A 15,280-nucleotide genomic window follows, 5' to 3' on the forward strand; every position below is an offset into this window, starting at 1 on the left:
GGAATCATGATTCGTTTCGAGCACGTGACCAAGCGGTACGCGGACGGCACCACCGCCGTCGACGACCTCTCCTTCGAAGTCGCCGAGGGTGAACTGGTCACGCTCGTCGGCCCGTCCGGCTGCGGCAAGACCACCACGATGAAGATGGTCAACCGCCTCATCGAGCCGACGGGGGGCCGGATATTCCTCGACGGGGACGACATATCCGGCATCGACCCGGTCCAGCTCCGCCGCCGTATCGGCTATGTGATCCAGCAGGTCGGTCTCTTCCCGCACAAGACGGTCCTCGACAACACCGCGACCGTCCCCCACCTCCTGGGCGTGAAGAGGACCCAGGCCCGGGCCCGTGCCGCCGAACTCCTCGAGCTGGTGGGCCTCGACCCGTCCGTCTACGGCAGCCGCTACCCCGACCAGCTCTCCGGCGGCCAGCGCCAACGCGTGGGCGTGGCAAGAGCCCTGGCCGCGGACCCGCCCGTACTCCTCATGGACGAGCCCTTCGGCGCAGTCGACCCCGTCGTCCGCGAGCACCTCCAGAACGAGTTCCTCGCGCTCCAGAAGTCCCTGCGCAAGACCGTCCTCTTCGTCACCCACGACATCGAGGAGGCCGTCCGCCTCGGCGACCGCATCGCCGTCTACGGACAGGGCCGCATCGAGCAGTTCGACGCCCCCGCCGCCGTCCTCGGCGCGCCCCAGACCCCCTATGTGGCTGATTTCGTGGGCGCGGACCGCAGCCTCAAGCGCCTCTCCGTCACCCCCATCGAGCCCGGCGACCTGGAGCAGCCTCCCATCGTCCACCTCGACGACCCGCTGCCCGCCGACCTCGACCGCTGGGCGGTCGTTCTCGACAGCGAAGAGAATCTGCACGGCTGGATCTCCGCCGAACAGGCCGCGTCCGCCAAGGGTCTGGTACGCGACCACGCCCGCCGCATGGAGGCCTGGCTCCCCGTCGGCGCCTCCCTCAAGCAGGCCCTCGCCACCATGCTCCAGCACGACGCCGGCTGGATCGCGGTGATCGACGAGAACAGCGTCGGCCGCTTCCTCGGCGCCCTCACCCCCGCCCGCCTGCACGAAGCGCTGCGCCGCTCCACCGCCGCCGATGCCCGCGCCATCCCCCGTACCGAAGTGGAGCTGGAGACCGTCAGCCGGTGAGACGCCCGCTCAGCCACTCCAAGCTCGGCGGTATCTCACGGCGCCAGGTGTTGAAGTTGTGCCCGCCGCTCTCCAGCACGATCGACGAGACCCGGGTCGGCGGCTTCGCGTTCGCAAGGAACTTCATGGTGCTCTTGTAGTTCCCCTCGCCCTGCCTGCTGGTGGTCACCATCAACGAGGTGTCGGGCGGGGGCAGATGCTCCAGGCTCCACAGCAGGTCCGCCCGCTGCCGCGCCTTCGCGTCGCCGTGGAAGAGGTCGCCGGTCGTGATGTCCTCGGCGGCCTTGTAGTACGCGGAGAGCCCGGCACCCGCGCCGTACACGTTCGGGTGATGCATCGCGATCTTCAGCGCGCAGTAACCACCCGTCGAGTCACCGACGAAACCCCAGCTCCGCGCCGTCTTCCCGACCCGGTACGAAGCCTGCACCGCCTGCGGAACATCCTTGGCGAAGAAGGTCTCGGCCTGCGGTCCGCCCGGCACGTCCACACACTCGGTGTCACGCGGCGGCGCCACCGTCGGCCGCATCATCACGAGCACCATCGGCTGCGTCCTGCCCGCCCTGGCCAGCTTCAACGCCGTCTGCGGATAGGCCAGCCCCTTCATCAGGTTCCTGGCGACACCGGGATAGCCGGTGAGCACCACCACCGCCGGGAAAGTCCGTTTCGCGTACGCATGCTCGAAGTACTCGGGCGGCAGATATACGTACGCGGGACTCGCGATCCCCGACGCCTTTCCCCCGATCAGGACCTCCTGGATCTGTCCACCCGCCCGTCGGCCGCGCGCCCCCGTACCGTCCAACTCCTGTTTCCTCAGCACCTGTACGCTCCTGCTTCCTGAACGCGCCGTTCCGGCTGCGTGGTCGACGACCACGCCGGGTGTCTGCTCCTGACCGAAGAGGTCGGCCCAGGACGCGTAGAAGAGGAACGAGTTGTTGGCAAGGAGCCCGACCATGGTGAAGACGGCCAGCTGGGTCGCGAGGAGCAGACCGATCCGGCCCACCACGGCACGCCAGTTGCTGCGCGCGAGCCGCCCCCAGAACACCACCGTCACGACGAACAGCACGACCGCCAGCGCTATCGCCAGCGCGAGAACCTTGTGACTGGTGAGACCCATGGGGAGATCAAGCTTTCTTCCATAGATTTTCCGGGAAACGGGTGAACCGGCTCCCCGGAAGCGCCGTCCTAGTGAGCACAAAATGTCCGGATCTCTTGCGGAGCCGTGGGAAGCGATGTCTGTCAGGCTAGATGGGGATAAATCAGTAACGGTTCCGATTCGTGTGCGACGGGCCATACACGGCCCCCGCCCCGAAAAGGTGCCCTCGCTCGTCGGAACGGCCTGCGCTGTCGTAGGCCTCCTCGACATCGCCGCCGGGGTGTTCCCGCGCTTCAGGCACAGCAGGATGCACGCGCTCGCGGAGGTGCTGCCCGGGGCGCTCGGCCCGTTCACGGCCGCACTGGCCATGAGCGCCGGCGTCCTGCTGCTGCTCCTGGCGCACGGCCTCAAGCGGCACAAACGCCGGGCCTGGCGGGCTGCGGTGATACTGCTGCCCGCCGGCGCCGTCGCGCAGTTCGCGTGGCGTCACTCGATCGTGGGCTCGGTGATCTCGCTCGTCCTGCTCTTCCTTCTGCTGCGCCACCGCGACGAGTTCGTGGCCCTGCCCGACCCGCGCAGCCGCTGGAAGGCACTGGCCAACTTCGTGCTCCTGGGCGCCGGTTCGATCGCGCTCGGCCTGGTCATCGTGAGCGTCCACCCGCAGCGCACGATGGGCAGCCCCAGCGTCGCGGACCGTCTGCAGCATGTGCTGTACGGAATGTTCGGCTTCGAGGGCCCGGTCGAGTACATCGGCGACACCTCATGGACCGTCGCCTATTCGCTGGGCGCGCTCGGTCTGCTGACCGCCGTCACCACCATCTACCTGGCCTTCCGCCCCGAGCACCCGGCCGCCCGCCTCACGGACGAGGACGAGCGGCACCTGCGGGCCCTGCTCGCCAAGCACGGCGGCCGCGACTCGCTGGGCCATTTCGCGCTCCGCCGCGACAAGGCCGTCGTCTTCTCCCCCAGCGGCAAGGCGGCCGTCACCTATCGGGTGATCTCCGGCGTGATGCTGGCCTCCGGCGACCCGATCGGCGACGTGGAGGCCTGGCCCGGCGCGATCGAGCGCTTCATGGACGAGGCCAAGTCGCACTCCTGGACACCCGCCGTGATGGGCTGCAGCGAGACGGGCGGCGAGGTCTGGACCCGCGAGACCGGCCTGGACGCACTGGAACTGGGCGACGAAGCGGTGGTCGACGTCGCGGATTTCTCTCTCGCCGGGCGCGCGATGCGCAACGTACGCCAGATGGTGAAGCGCATCGAGCGCAATGGCTACGAGACCCGCGTCCGGCGCGTCCGTGACCTCGGCGAGGCCGAGCTGACCCGCATCCGCGGTGCCGCCGAGGCCTGGCGCGGTACGGACACCGAGCGCGGCTTCTCCATGGCGCTCGGCCGGATCGGCGACCCGGGCGACGGCGACTGCGTGATCGCCACCGCGCACAAGGCCGACGGCGGCTACTCCCCGTACGGCGACCTGAAGGCGATCATCCACTTCGTCCCCTGGGGCCCGGACGGCATGTCCCTGGAGCTGATGCGCCGCGACCGCTCCGCCGACCCCGGCATGAACGAACTCCTCATCGTCGCCTCCCTCCAGGCCTCGCCCGCCCTCGGCATCGAGCGGGTCTCTCTGAACTTCGCGATGTTCCGCGCGGCGCTCGCACGCGGCGAGAAGCTGGGCGCGGGCCCGGTCCTGCGCGGCTGGCGCGGGCTGCTCGTCTTCCTGTCCCGCTGGTTCCAGATCGAGTCCCTGTACAAGTTCAACGCCAAATTCCAGCCGCGCTGGGAGCCCCGTTTCGTGGTCTTCCGCAACAACGGCGACCTCCCCCGGATCGGCATCGCCGCCATGCAGGCCGAGGGATTCGTGAACCTCGCGCTCCCCCGGCCCTTCGCCCGCCGCAGGGGTCCGGTCCGCCGCCCCTGCACCCACATCCCGTCCCAGACCAAGGATGCCGAGTTCAACGCGGCGTAAGGACCCCCCGTCCGGCCCTAGGCTGGACGCATGAGTACGTTGCGCGGGCGGGGCACGGTCGAGGGGCTGCCGGAGTGGGACCGCTGTGCGGTCATGGGGGTCGTGAACGTGACCCCCGACTCCTTCTCCGACGGCGGTCGCTGGTTCAGCGCCACGGCCGCCGTCAAACACGGCCTCGACCTGGTCACCGAGGGCGCCGACCTGGTGGACGTCGGCGGTGAGTCGACGCGCCCCGGCGCCTCCCGGGTGGACGAGGACGAGGAGCTGCGGCGGGTGCTCCCCGTCGTACGAGGCCTGGTCTCCGAAGGCGTCACCGTCTCCGTCGACACCATGCGCGCCACGGTCGCCGAGCAGTCCGTCGCCGCCGGAGCCGTCCTGGTCAACGACGTCAGCGGCGGCCTCGCCGACCCCGCGATGATCCCCGCGGTCGCCGCCACCGGCGCCCCCTTCGTCGTCATGCACTGGCGCGGTTTCAGCGAGTCCATGAACAGCCGTGCGGTGTACGAGGACGTGGTGGCCGAGGTCGCCTCGGAGCTCCGCGCCCGCATGGAGGCCGTCATCGAGGGCGGCATCGCCCCCGAGCGGATCGTCATCGACCCCGGCCTCGGCTTCGCCAAGCAGGCCGGGCACGACCTCGCCCTGGTCGCCCACCTCGCGGACCTCGGCGCCCTGGGCCGCCCGCTGCTGGTGGCGGCCTCCCGTAAGCGGTTCCTCGGCCATGTGCTCGCGCACGAGGGGGCCGCCCCGCCGCCCGCCCGCGAGCGCGACGCGGCCACCGCCGCGATCTCCGCGATCGCCGCCCACGAGGGCGCCTGGGCGGTGCGCGTCCACGAGGTGCGGGCGACGGCCGACGCCGTCCGCGTCGCCCGTGCCGTCGAGGGTGCCCGATGACCGCCCCGGCCGACCTCGAAGCGGTCGAGCTCGCCAACACCGCCTTCTACGAGACGATGGAGCGCGGCGACTTCGACGAACTCAGCGACCTGTGGCTGAGCGGGGACGAAGAGCTGGAGATCTCCTGCATCCACCCCGGCTGGCCGGTGCTGACCGGACGCGGCGAAGTGCTCCGCTCGTACGCCCTGATCATGGCGAACACCGAATACATCCAGTTCTTCCTGACCGATGTGAAGGTCGCGCTCGCCGGCGACACCGCCCTGGTGACCTGCACGGAGAACATCCTCAGCGGCGGCCCCGCCGAGGAGAGCGGTGAGCTGGGCCCGCTGGTCGGCCAGTTGGTCGTGGCGACGAACGTCTTCCGCCGCACCATGGACGGCTGGAAGCTCTGGTCGCACCACGGATCACCGGTGCTGGCCGAATCGGACGAGTCCGACGAAGACGACCGCAGCGAGGATTGAAGCCGAACACCAGGGGTATGGGCGGGTACCATCCGCCCGGACTTCTGTCCATAGCCCCCACGGGCAGGCGCTGTCAGTGCTCGCAGGTAGATTCGAATGAGGACGTCGTACCGACCGCACTCGGTGCGCACGCCCTACTCACCGACTGAAGCAGGAGTGATTCGCGTGGATCGTGTCGCGCTGCGCGGCCTCAAGGCCCGTGGACACCATGGCGTCTTCCCCAAGGAGCGCGAGGAGGGCCAGACCTTCATCGTCGACCTGACGCTCAGCCTCGACACCCGCCCCGCGGCGGCCGACGACGACCTGGCGAAGACCGTGCACTACGGCATCGTGGCCGAGGAGGTCGTGGACGTCGTCAAGGGCGAGCCGGTCGACCTGATCGAGACGCTCGCCGAGCGGATCGCCCAGCAGTGCCTGAAGCACGAAGGTGTCCACGAGGTGGAGGTGGTCGTCCACAAGCCGGACGCACCGATCACCGTCCCCTTCGACGACGTGACCATCACCATCACCCGGAGCCGCGCATGACTGCCAAATTCCTCGGGGGCTCGCAGAGCGACCCGACGGTCCAGCCGGTGCCCGCCTCCGTGACCGAGCAGGTCGACGCCGCGGACGTGACCCTCTCCAACCCCAAGCGTGCCGTGATCTCCCTCGGCTCCAACCTGGGCAACCGCCTGGAGACGCTGCAGGGCGCGATCGACGCCCTGGAGGACACTCCGGGACTGCGCGTCAAGGCGGTCTCCCCCGTGTACGAAACGGAGCCGTGGGGCGTGGCCGCGGACTCCCAGCCGTCGTACTTCAACGCGGTCGTGGTCGTGAAGACGACCCTCCCCCCTTCCTCGCTCCTGGAGCGCGGTCAGGCCATCGAAGAGGCCTTCGACCGGGTACGGGACGAGCGCTGGGGCCCGCGCACGATCGACGTCGACATCGTGGCGTACGCCGACGTTCTCTCGGACGACCCGGTGCTCACCCTGCCGCACCCGCGCGCCCACGAGCGGGCCTTCGTCCTGGTGCCGTGGCACGACGTGGAGCCGGAGGCCCAGCTGCCCGGCCGCGGCGCGGTGGCCGAGCTCCTGAACGGCATCGGCAGCGAAGGCGTACTGTTCCGCCCCGACCTGGAACTCCGCCTGCCCGAGTGACGTTGCCCTCTGGGAGGCAAGAAACCTGTGAAGCAACTACGACTCGGCGTACTGGCCGGCCTGTTCGTCGTGGCCGGCGTCCTGTCCTGGGCCGGCGCCCGGCTCTGGGACTCGGTGGGCACGCTCCCGAGCGTGCCGCTGGCCGCGCCGATCGTGCTGGCGCTGATCGCGGTCACGCTGCTCGCGACGGCACTCTCGCTGCGCGCGCGCCTGCGCGCCCAGCGGGAGCGCCGCCCGGGCGCGAAGGGCGTGGAGCCGCTGATGGCGGCCCGCGCGGTGGTCTTCGGCCAGGCGAGCGCGCTGGTCGCCTCGCTGGTCTGCGGAATGTACGGCGGCACCGGCGTCTTCCTGCTCGGCCAGCTCGACGTCCCGGCCCGCCGCGACCAGGCGATCTACGCCGCCTTCTCCGTGGTCGCAGGGATCGCCGTGGTCGCCGCTGCCCTCTTCCTGGAGCGTGTCTGCAAGCTCCCCGAGGACGAGGACGACAACAGCCAGGGCGCGCCCGCCTAGCGGGCCATGATGAGGCTCATCGCCTCGGCACGCGTCGCCGGGTGGCGCAGCTGTCCGCGCACCGCCGAGGTGATGGTCTTGGCGCCCGGCTTGCGGACCCCGCGCATCGTCATGCACATGTGCTCGCACTCGATGACGACGATGACGCCCCGCGGTTCGAGGATCTTCATCAGCGATTCGGCGACCTGCGTCGTCAGCCGCTCCTGCACCTGCGGCCGCCGGGCATAGACGTCGACCAGCCGGGCCAGCTTCGACAGGCCGGTGATCTTCCCGTCCACCGACGGGATGTACCCGACGTGGGCGACACCCGTGAACGGCACCAGGTGATGCTCGCAGTGGCTCTGCACCTCGATGTCCTTCACCAGGACCATCTCGTCGTGGCCGAGGTCGAAGGTCGTCGTCAGGACGTCCTCGGGCTTCTGGTGCAGCCCCGCGAAGAGCTCCTTGTACGCCCGTGCCACGCGCGCCGGGGTCTCCAGAAGGCCCTCGCGCTCCGGGTCCTCCCCGACCGCGATGAGCAGCTCGCGCACGGCGTTCTCGGCGCGCTTCTCGTCGAAGGAACCGATCGTGCTCTCGCCGTCCAGCGTTATCGGGTCGGTCATCGTGGTGTGCCTCGCTCCTCGTCAACAAAAAGTGCCGCGCCCCCCAGGCTAGAACCTGGGGGGCGCGGCATGCATTCCGGGGCTGCCGGGCTGCTCAGCTCTCGGGACGGTCCTCGGGGACCGGCTCGGGGGCTGCCTCCACGGCGGCCGGGGCCGCACCGTTGGTGCCTGCGGCACCGTTGGTGAGCGCCAGCTCCCGCGGTGAGAGCACCGGCGGACGCGTCGAGGGCGTACGACGGGACGATCCGGTCCACGCCGGGCGGGCCGGACGCCTCACGATGCCGGCGAAGACCTCGGCGATCTGCTCCTTGTTCAGGGTCTCCTTCTCGAGGAGCGCCAGAACCAGATTGTCGAGGACGTCGCGGTTCTCGACCAGGATTTCCCAGGCCTCGTTGTGCGCCGTCTCGATGAGCTTCTTGACCTCTTCGTCGACGAGCGCCGCGACCTCTTCCGAGTACTCGCGGGCATGCCCCATCTCACGGCCCAGGAACGGCTCGGTGTTGTCTCCACCGAACTTGATCGCGCCCAGACGCTCGGTCATGCCGTACTGCGTGACCATCGCGCGAGCGGTGGCCGTGGCCTTCTCGATGTCGTTGGCCGCGCCCGTGGTCGGGTCGTGGAAGACGAGCTCCTCGGCTGCGCGCCCGCCCAGCATGTATGCCAGCTGGTCGAGCATTTCGTTGCGCGTCGTGGAGTACTTGTCCTCGTCCGGCAGCACCATCGTGTAGCCGAGTGCACGGCCGCGCGACAGGATCGTGATCTTGTGGACCGGGTCCGAGTTGGGGGAAGCCGCCGCGACCAGGGCGTGTCCGCCCTCGTGGTACGCGGTGATCTTCTTTTCCTTGTCGGACATGATCCGGGTCCGCTTCTGCGGGCCCGCCACGACGCGGTCGATCGCCTCGTCCAGCGCGTTGTTGTCGACGAGCTTCTGGTTGCCGCGTGCGGTGAGCAGCGCGGCTTCGTTCAGCACGTTGGCAAGGTCCGCACCGGTGAAGCCGGGCGTACGACGGGCCACTGCGGCCAGATCGACGTCCGGGGCGACCGGCTTGCCCTTCTGGTGAACCTTGAGGATCTCCAGACGGCCCTGCATGTCCGGGCGGTCGACCGCGATCTGGCGGTCGAAACGGCCGGGGCGCAGCAGTGCCGGGTCGAGGATGTCGGGACGGTTCGTGGCGGCGATCAGGATGACGCCGCCCTTCACGTCGAATCCGTCCATCTCGACCAGCAGCTGGTTGAGGGTCTGCTCGCGCTCGTCGTGACCGCCGCCCATACCGGCACCGCGGTGCCGGCCGACGGCGTCGATCTCGTCGACGAAGACGATCGCCGGGGCGTTCGCCTTGGCCTGCTCGAAGAGGTCACGCACACGGGAGGCACCGACACCGACGAACATCTCGACGAAGTCGGAACCCGAGATCGAGTAGAACGGGACGCCCGCCTCGCCCGCGACGGCGCGGGCCAGCAGGGTCTTGCCCGTACCGGGAGGTCCGTACAGCAGGACACCCTTGGGGATCTTGGCGCCGACGGCCTGGAACTTCGCCGGCTCCTGCAGGAACTCCTTGATCTCGTGGAGTTCCTCGACGGCCTCGTCGGACCCCGCCACATCGGCGAAGGTCGTCTTGGGGGTGTCCTTGGTGAGCAGCTTGGCCTTGGACTTCCCGAACTGCATGACGCGGGAGCCGCCGCCCTGCATCTGGTTCATCAGGAAGAGGAAGACCACGACGATGAGGACGAACGGCAGCAGCGAGAGCAGGATGCCCAGGAAGGCGTTCTGCTTCTCTACAGAGACCGTGTAGCCCTTGGGGATGTCCCCAGCGCTCGATGCGGTCTGCAGCTGCGCCGCGAGCTGAGTGCCCTGCGCGTCGCCGATGTAGTTGGCCTGGAACTTGCTGCCGGACTCGCCATCGATCTTCTGGCCGTCCTTCAGCTGAATCTTGAGAACACTCTGATCACCGGTGGTGATCTTCGCCTGCTCGACCTTTTTGTCAGTGATCGCCTGGACGACCTGAGAGGTGTCCACTGACTTGTAGCCGCCGGAGGAGCCGACGACCTGCATCAGCACGACCACGGCCAGGACGGCCAGCACGATCCACATGACCGGCCCACGGAAGTATCGCTTCACGTCCATCCATACGGGGCGGACTTACGCCCCGTCCCTCCTGCCCGTAGGTAAATGCCACTGTGAGTAAAGACTGTTCTTCGGACGGTACCCCAGCATTGCCAACCGCGACCGCCTTCCCCTGCTCCAACGGTGGGGTCGGTGTGAGGGTTCCCGTCAGGTGATGAACGCACCCGGCGGAGCCGGATGGTGTCACGCGCCGCCGTACACGTGCGGGGCGAGCGTTCCGACGAACGGGAGATTGCGGTACTTCTCGGCGTAATCCAGGCCGTATCCGACGACGAACTCGTTCGGGATGTCGAAGCCGATCCACTTCACGTCGATCGCGACCTTTGCGGCATCCGGCTTGCGCAGCAGGGTGCAGACCTCGAGCGAGGCGGGCTCGCGCGAGCCCAGGTTCGACAGCAGCCAGGAGAGCGTCAGACCCGAGTCGATAATGTCCTCGACGATCAGGACGTGCTTGCCCTTGATGTCGGTGTCCAGGTCCTTGAGGATCCGGACGACTCCGGACGACTGGGTGCCCGCGCCGTACGAGGACACCGCCATCCAGTCCATCGTGACGTCGGAGGAGAGCGCGCGCGCCAGGTCCGCCATCACCATCACGGCGCCCTTGAGGACACCGACCAGGAGCAGATCCTTGCCCGCGTACTCCGCGTCGATCTTCGCGGCCAGCTCCGCGAGCTTCGCGTCGATCTCTTCCTTGGTGATGAGCACCGACTGGAGGTCGGTGCCCATGTCTTTCTCGTTCACCCGGGCTACTTTCACTTGGGATGCTGCGATCGGACTGGCGGTTCGGCCGGGGGTCCGGGGGTTGCCCCCGGGGGAAGCCGCACTTGGGATGCGCAGTTCAGCCTTGCCGGATGACCAGTCTGCCACCCTGGCGGAGGGCCTCGACTCGGCCGGGCAGGTTGATGCCTCCCTGCCCGCGCCACCCGGTGATCAGGCGGTCCATCTCCTCGATGTGCCGGGCGAAGAGCGAACCCGCCGGGGATCCGGCCGCGATCGCGTTGCGGCGCAGCACCCGGCGGCGTACCGCGGGGGGCAGCGCGTAGAGCTTCGCGCACTCCAGCCGGCCGGCTTCGTCCCGTACGGAACGATCGGCGTCGGCCGCCCAGTAATCCAGGGCGTCGGCGTCGTCGCGGGAGAGCTGAGCAGTGCGGGCCAGAGCTTCGACGACACCTTTGCCCAGAGATTTCTCCAGGGCGGGCAGGCCTTCGTGGCGCAGCCTGGAGCGGGTGTAGGAGGGGTCGGTGTTGTGCGGGTCGTCCCAGACCGTCAACTGCTGGACCAGGCAGGCCTTGCGGGCGGTCTGCCGGTCCAGTTGGAGGAAGGGGCGGCGGTAGCGTCCGGCCGCCCCCGAGACGGCCGCCATACCGGACAGGGAGCGGATGCCCGAGCCGCGGGCGAGGCCGAGCAGGACCGTCTCGGCCTGGTCGTCGCGTGTGTGGCCGAGCAGGACGGCGGCCGCGCCGTGGCGCTCGGCTGCGGCGTCCAGCGCGGCATACCTGGCGTCGCGGGCCGCGGCTTCGGGGCCGCCCTCGCGGCCGACGGTCACGGCGACGGACTCGACGGGGCCGAGGTCCATCGCGGACAGCCGGGAGACGACCTCGGCGGCGCGGATGTCCGAGCCGTCCTGGAGGCCGTGGTCGATGGTGATGCCGCCGGCCCGCACGGGCAGCTTGCGCGCCTCGAAGGCGAGGGCGGAGGCGAGTGCCATGGAGTCGGCGCCGCCGGAGCAGGCGACGAGCACGAGGGGTGTGGGGGGCGCCTCGTGCGCCGTGGGGGGCCCGTCGTGCGCGGCGGGCTGGGCGAGTGCTTCGTTGAGTACGTCGTTCAGTACGCGGCGAACCGCCAGGCGTATCGCTGCGACCGCAGGATGGGGACCCATGTCCGGTGCCCTTCGGGGAGTTGGGGGGTGCGCTTCCGTCACACAGAGTGCGTAGATGGTGACAGAACCGGGCCGTTACCCGAGCATCGCACGCCTACCCCCGGCCCACGGTCCCTCAGATGGGTGATTCGAGGGGCGTTCTTCTGCCGTCGGTCACGACGGGATCACGAGTCTGCTTTACGGTGCACCCGCGCGACCCAGTCCGCCGGTTTGGCGATCTCCGCCTTGGTCGGGAGCGTGTTCGGAGAGGTCCAGACGCGGTTGAAGCCGTCCATCCCGACCTCTTCCACCACAGCCCGTACGAACCGCTCGCCGTCGCGGTACTGACGGAGCTTGGCGTCCAGCCCGAGCAGCTTGCGAAGTGCCTGGTCAAGGCGGGACGCACCCTTGGCGCGGCGCTGCTGGAACTTCTCGCGGATCTCGTTCACGGACGGCACGACCTGCGGGCCGACCCCGTCCATCACGTAGTCGGCATGCCCTTCCAAAAGCGACATAACGGCGGTCAGTCGGCCGAGGATCTCCCGCTGTGCGGGGGTCTGTACGAGCTCGACGATCGAACGTCCGCCCTCGTCCTCATCGCCTTCGGGCTTGTTGCCGGTGAGCGACTGGGCGGCCTCGCGCAGCCGCTCCAGGACCGTCATCGGGTCGACCTCGGTCTGCTCCAGGAATGACTGGATCTCGCCCTCGAGGTGATCACGGAGCCACGGCACGGCGGTGAACTGGGTGCGGTGGGTCTCCTCGTGCAGACAGACCCAGAGCCTGAAGTCGTGGGGATCCACGCCCAGTTCGCGCTCGACGTGGACGATGTTGGGCGCCACCAGGAGCAGTCGTCCGCCGCCGGTCTCGGAGGCGGGCAGGTCGCGGGTGGCGGGCGCGAAGGTCTCGTACTGCCCGAGGACCCGGGAAGCCAGGAAGGAGAGCAGCATGCCCAGCTCGACGCCGGTGACCTTGCCGCCGACGGCCCCGAGGACGGCTCCGCCCGGGGTGTTGCCGCGCCGCTCCTGCATCTTCTCCAGCAGCGGCCTCAGCACTTCGCGGAAGCCCGCCACATTGGCCTTCACCCAGCCCGCCCGGTCCACGACCAGGACCGGGGTGTCCTCCGGCTCGTGTCCCTCCGGGATCATCCGCGTGAAGGCGCGCACGTGTTCCTCGGCCGCCTTGGCGTGCCGGCGCAGCTCCGCGACGACGGCCCGGGCCTCGTCCCGGCTCACGTCCGGACCCGGCCGCACGAAGCGGGTCGCGGTCGCCACCGCGAGGTTCCAGTCGACCATCCCCGATGTACCAGCACCACCGATACGCGTCATGCGGTCAACCGTACGTTGCCTTCTCACCCGGCGGTGGGGTGTTGGGGGCCGTTGGTCGCCGTGTGGCGCCGTGGGTCAGGTGAGTTTCCGGGTGGCCAGTGCCGTCGCGAGCCGGTCCAGGGCGGACTGGGCCGCGTACGGCGAGGTGGTGTTCGAGGCGAGGAAGGCGAAGGAGAGCAGCCGCCCGTCGGCCGCCACCACCGTGCCGGCCAGGGTGTTCACCCCGGTCAGCGTGCCGGTCTTGGCCCGGACCAGGCCGGTGCCCGATGCGCTGCCCGTGTAGCGGTCGGCGAGCGTGCCGCTGAAACCGGCGATGGGCAGTCCGGTGAGGACAGGGCGCAGGCGCTGGTTCGCCGGTTCGGAGGCGCGGGCCAGGACGGTGGCCAGCAGGGTCGCGGTGACCCTGTCGTTGCGGTCGAGGCCGCTGCCGTCCGCGAACTGCGCCTCGGAGACCGGGAGTCGGAGCTTGGCCAGCTGGTCCTTCACCGCACGTCCCGCGCCCTCGAAGCTGGCCGGCCGGCCCGCGGCCAGGGCCGTCTGGCGGGCCAGGGCCTCGGCGAGGTCGTTGTCGCTGTTGGTCAGGGCGCGTTCGACGAGGGCGGAGAGGGGGTCGGAGTACGTACGGGCGAGGGGGGTGGAGTGGGCGGCGGGCCGGGCGGGCGTGGAGCCCGGGTTCGCGGTGACGCCCCGGTCCGCGAGCATGCCGGCGAACGTACGGGCCGTGTCGCCCGCCGGGTCGCCGGTGCGCGGGGCCGGGCCGTGGTCGCTGCCGTCGACGCGGCCCTCGTCCGTCATCAGGGCGACGACGGGGGCGATGTTGTCGTTGATGCCGATGGGGTGGATCTCGGGGCCCGAGTAGAGCGAGGTGTCGTACGCGAGGTCGACGGAGGTGACACCGCGGTCGCGCAGGACACGGACGGTGTCGTCCGCGAGGGCGCGCAGGCGGTCCTTGGAGAGCGTGGGGTCGCCGCCGCCGACCAGCGTCAGGTGCTTGCCGTCCGCGGTCGCCTCGACCGTGGTGGCGATGCGGTGGTCGGGGCCGAGGGCCGCCAGGGCGGCGGTCGTGGTGGCGAGCTTGACGGTGGAGGCGGGGGTCATGGCCAGGTCGGCGCCGGAACCGTACAGCAGCTTCCCCGTCGCGGTGTCGATCACGGCGGCGGTGTGGACCGAGCCGAGAGCGGGGTCGGCGAGGAGCGGGCCGAGGGTGGCGGAGAGCGCCTTTTGTGCGGGTACGTTCCCGGGGGCGCCCAGCGCCGTGAGCACGCCGGGGGCGCTGGGGGCGGGCGCGGGGGCCTTGGGGCGCGCCGGGGCCGGGTGATGTGCGCCACCCTTGGGCGCCGACTGGTCCCGCTCAGCCTTACGCTGGCCTGAGTCCCAGGGTCCTGCCAGCGCCACTGCTCCGGTCGCAATGACGAGACCGATGGCTGTGGAGCCCGCGATGAATTGCCATGTCGTGAGCTTCGGCATCGGCATCCGCACCTCGGAGCAGCCCCTTTCGCGATCACACACCTGCGTGAGGGACACTTAATCATTCGCTCTGTCCTTGACAGGGCACCGCTCAGCTCGCTCCGGCCATCCGGCCGGGGGTACGGGGGCCGTCCCCCTGGAGATGCAGCACCACCAGACTATTGTGTTGATCATGGAGGAGCCACCCGTGGAGTTCGACGTCACCATCGAGATCCCGAAGGGTTCGCGGAACAAGTACGAGGTGGACCACGAGACCGGCCGGATCCGTCTGGACCGTCGGCTCTTCACCTCGACCAGCTACCCCGCGGACTATGGATTCGTCGAGAACACCCTCGGCGAGGACGGCGACCCGCTGGACGCCCTTGTCCTGCTGGACGAGCCGACCTTCCCCGGCTGTGTCATCAAGTGCCGCGCGATCGGCATGTTCCGTATGACGGACGAGGCCGGCGGCGACGACAAGCTGCTGTGCGTCCCGGCTTCGGACCCGCGCGTCGAGCACCTGCGCGACATCCACCACGTGTCGGAGTTCGACCGCCTGGAGATCCAGCACTTCTTCGAGGTCTACAAGGACCTGGAGCCCGGCAAGTCCGTCGAGGGCGCCGACTGGGTCGGCCGTACCGAGGCCGAGGACGAGGTCCGCGCCTCCTACAAGCGCCTCGAGGCGCAGGGCGGCGCGCACTGACGCGCTGTTGCC

Annotated in this window: 15 protein-coding genes; 8 read left to right on the forward strand and 7 right to left on the reverse strand. The window is 69.7% G+C overall.

Annotation, left to right across the window (positions count from 1 at the left end):
- The first annotated feature begins 6 nt into the window (after positions 1 to 6).
- Positions 7 to 1,149 carry a betaine/proline/choline family ABC transporter ATP-binding protein gene (locus tag AB0H78_RS00285; RefSeq protein WP_363231917.1) on the forward strand — a complete coding sequence of 381 codons (1,143 nt, stop codon included), beginning with the start codon at positions 7 to 9 and terminating at the stop codon, positions 1,147 to 1,149.
- On the opposite strand, the gene AB0H78_RS00290 is transcribed toward AB0H78_RS00285, so the two are convergent.
- Complete coding sequence (locus AB0H78_RS00290; RefSeq protein WP_363231918.1) at positions 1,139 to 2,263, reverse strand: alpha/beta hydrolase-fold protein; 1,125 nt, start codon at positions 2,261 to 2,263, stop codon at positions 1,139 to 1,141. The genes AB0H78_RS00285 and AB0H78_RS00290 overlap by 11 nt on opposite strands.
- A 115-nt stretch (positions 2,264 to 2,378) precedes the next feature.
- Here AB0H78_RS00290 and AB0H78_RS00295 point away from each other — a divergent pair, with 115 nt between their 5' ends.
- The 6 genes from AB0H78_RS00295 to AB0H78_RS00320 all read left to right on the forward strand — a co-directional run bounded on the left by AB0H78_RS00295 (position 2,379) and on the right by AB0H78_RS00320 (position 7,209).
- Positions 2,379 to 4,211 carry a phosphatidylglycerol lysyltransferase domain-containing protein gene (locus tag AB0H78_RS00295; RefSeq protein WP_363231919.1) on the forward strand — a complete coding sequence of 611 codons (1,833 nt, stop codon included), beginning with the start codon at positions 2,379 to 2,381 and terminating at the stop codon, positions 4,209 to 4,211.
- Between the two features lie 30 nt (positions 4,212 to 4,241).
- Complete coding sequence (gene folP / locus AB0H78_RS00300) at positions 4,242 to 5,102, forward strand: dihydropteroate synthase (protein ID WP_363231920.1); 861 nt, start codon at positions 4,242 to 4,244, stop codon at positions 5,100 to 5,102.
- On the forward strand, positions 5,099 to 5,563 hold the full coding sequence (locus tag AB0H78_RS00305; protein WP_363231921.1) for a nuclear transport factor 2 family protein: 465 nt from the start codon (positions 5,099 to 5,101) through the stop codon (positions 5,561 to 5,563). Before folP ends, AB0H78_RS00305 begins: the two co-directional genes overlap by 4 nt.
- Before the next feature lie 165 nt (positions 5,564 to 5,728).
- Positions 5,729 to 6,088, forward strand: coding sequence for a dihydroneopterin aldolase (gene folB / locus AB0H78_RS00310; protein WP_363231922.1), 360 nt, complete (start codon positions 5,729 to 5,731; stop codon positions 6,086 to 6,088).
- The gene (gene folK, locus AB0H78_RS00315; protein ID WP_363231923.1) at positions 6,085 to 6,699 is read left to right on the forward strand and encodes a 2-amino-4-hydroxy-6-hydroxymethyldihydropteridine diphosphokinase; all 615 of its coding nucleotides are present in this window, start codon (positions 6,085 to 6,087) and stop codon (positions 6,697 to 6,699) included. The genes folB and folK overlap by 4 nt, the downstream gene beginning before the upstream one ends.
- A gap of 27 nt (positions 6,700 to 6,726) precedes the next feature.
- Positions 6,727 to 7,209, forward strand: coding sequence for a DUF3180 domain-containing protein (locus tag AB0H78_RS00320; RefSeq protein ID WP_363231924.1), 483 nt, complete (start codon positions 6,727 to 6,729; stop codon positions 7,207 to 7,209).
- On the opposite strand, the gene folE is transcribed toward AB0H78_RS00320, so the two are convergent.
- The 6 genes from folE to dacB form a co-directional block, all read right to left on the reverse strand.
- Positions 7,206 to 7,811 (reverse strand): GTP cyclohydrolase I FolE, encoded by a 606-nt coding sequence (gene folE, locus AB0H78_RS00325; RefSeq protein WP_363231925.1) that lies wholly within the window; start codon positions 7,809 to 7,811, stop codon positions 7,206 to 7,208. The genes AB0H78_RS00320 and folE overlap by 4 nt on opposite strands.
- Before the next feature lie 94 nt (positions 7,812 to 7,905).
- Positions 7,906 to 9,936 carry an ATP-dependent zinc metalloprotease FtsH gene (gene ftsH / locus AB0H78_RS00330; RefSeq protein WP_363231926.1) on the reverse strand — a complete coding sequence of 677 codons (2,031 nt, stop codon included), beginning with the start codon at positions 9,934 to 9,936 and terminating at the stop codon, positions 7,906 to 7,908.
- A 183-nt stretch (positions 9,937 to 10,119) separates the two neighbouring features.
- Positions 10,120 to 10,662, reverse strand: a complete 543-nt coding sequence (gene hpt / locus AB0H78_RS00335) for a hypoxanthine phosphoribosyltransferase (protein ID WP_363232681.1) — start codon at positions 10,660 to 10,662, stop codon at positions 10,120 to 10,122.
- Positions 10,663 to 10,774: 112 nt separating this feature from the next.
- Entirely contained in the window at positions 10,775 to 11,815 is a 1,041-nt protein-coding gene (gene tilS, locus AB0H78_RS00340; protein WP_363231927.1) for a tRNA lysidine(34) synthetase TilS, read from the reverse strand.
- Between the two features lie 164 nt (positions 11,816 to 11,979).
- Positions 11,980 to 13,119, reverse strand: a complete 1,140-nt coding sequence (locus tag AB0H78_RS00345) for a zinc-dependent metalloprotease (RefSeq protein ID WP_363231928.1) — start codon at positions 13,117 to 13,119, stop codon at positions 11,980 to 11,982.
- A 75-nt stretch (positions 13,120 to 13,194) separates the two neighbouring features.
- On the reverse strand, positions 13,195 to 14,586 hold the full coding sequence (dacB, locus tag AB0H78_RS00350; RefSeq protein WP_363231929.1) for a D-alanyl-D-alanine carboxypeptidase/D-alanyl-D-alanine-endopeptidase: 1,392 nt from the start codon (positions 14,584 to 14,586) through the stop codon (positions 13,195 to 13,197).
- Positions 14,587 to 14,773: 187 nt separating this feature from the next.
- Between dacB and AB0H78_RS00355 the strand changes: the two genes are divergently transcribed.
- Positions 14,774 to 15,268: an inorganic diphosphatase gene (locus tag AB0H78_RS00355; RefSeq protein ID WP_363232682.1), complete on the forward strand. Its 495-nt coding sequence runs from the start codon at positions 14,774 to 14,776 to the stop codon at positions 15,266 to 15,268.
- The last annotated feature ends 12 nt before the right edge of the window (positions 15,269 to 15,280 follow it).

It is taken from the genome of Streptomyces sp. NPDC050738 (genome assembly GCF_040654175.1).
GTDB lineage: Bacteria > Actinomycetota > Actinomycetes > Streptomycetales > Streptomycetaceae > Streptomyces.

Excerpts from the sequence above, each read along its gene's own strand:
- folP (WP_363231920.1), top strand. The coding sequence starts at position 4,242 with ATGAGTACGTTGCGCGGGCGGGGCACGGTCGAGGGGCTGCCGGAGTGG.
- AB0H78_RS00290 (WP_363231918.1), bottom strand. The coding sequence starts at position 2,263 with ATGGGTCTCACCAGTCACAAGGTTCTCGCGCTGGCGATAGCGCTGGCG.
- folK (WP_363231923.1), top strand. The coding sequence starts at position 6,085 with ATGACTGCCAAATTCCTCGGGGGCTCGCAGAGCGACCCGACGGTCCAG.
- AB0H78_RS00305 (WP_363231921.1), top strand. The coding sequence starts at position 5,099 with ATGACCGCCCCGGCCGACCTCGAAGCGGTCGAGCTCGCCAACACCGCC.
- AB0H78_RS00295 (WP_363231919.1), top strand. The coding sequence starts at position 2,379 with ATGTCTGTCAGGCTAGATGGGGATAAATCAGTAACGGTTCCGATTCGT.
- folE (WP_363231925.1), bottom strand. The coding sequence starts at position 7,811 with ATGACCGACCCGATAACGCTGGACGGCGAGAGCACGATCGGTTCCTTC.
- dacB (WP_363231929.1), bottom strand. The coding sequence starts at position 14,586 with ATGCCGAAGCTCACGACATGGCAATTCATCGCGGGCTCCACAGCCATC.
- tilS (WP_363231927.1), bottom strand. The coding sequence starts at position 11,815 with ATGGGTCCCCATCCTGCGGTCGCAGCGATACGCCTGGCGGTTCGCCGC.
- ftsH (WP_363231926.1), bottom strand. The coding sequence starts at position 9,936 with ATGGACGTGAAGCGATACTTCCGTGGGCCGGTCATGTGGATCGTGCTG.
- hpt (WP_363232681.1), bottom strand. The coding sequence starts at position 10,662 with ATGGGCACCGACCTCCAGTCGGTGCTCATCACCAAGGAAGAGATCGAC.
- AB0H78_RS00285 (WP_363231917.1), top strand. The coding sequence starts at position 7 with ATGATTCGTTTCGAGCACGTGACCAAGCGGTACGCGGACGGCACCACC.
- AB0H78_RS00345 (WP_363231928.1), bottom strand. The coding sequence starts at position 13,119 with ATGACGCGTATCGGTGGTGCTGGTACATCGGGGATGGTCGACTGGAAC.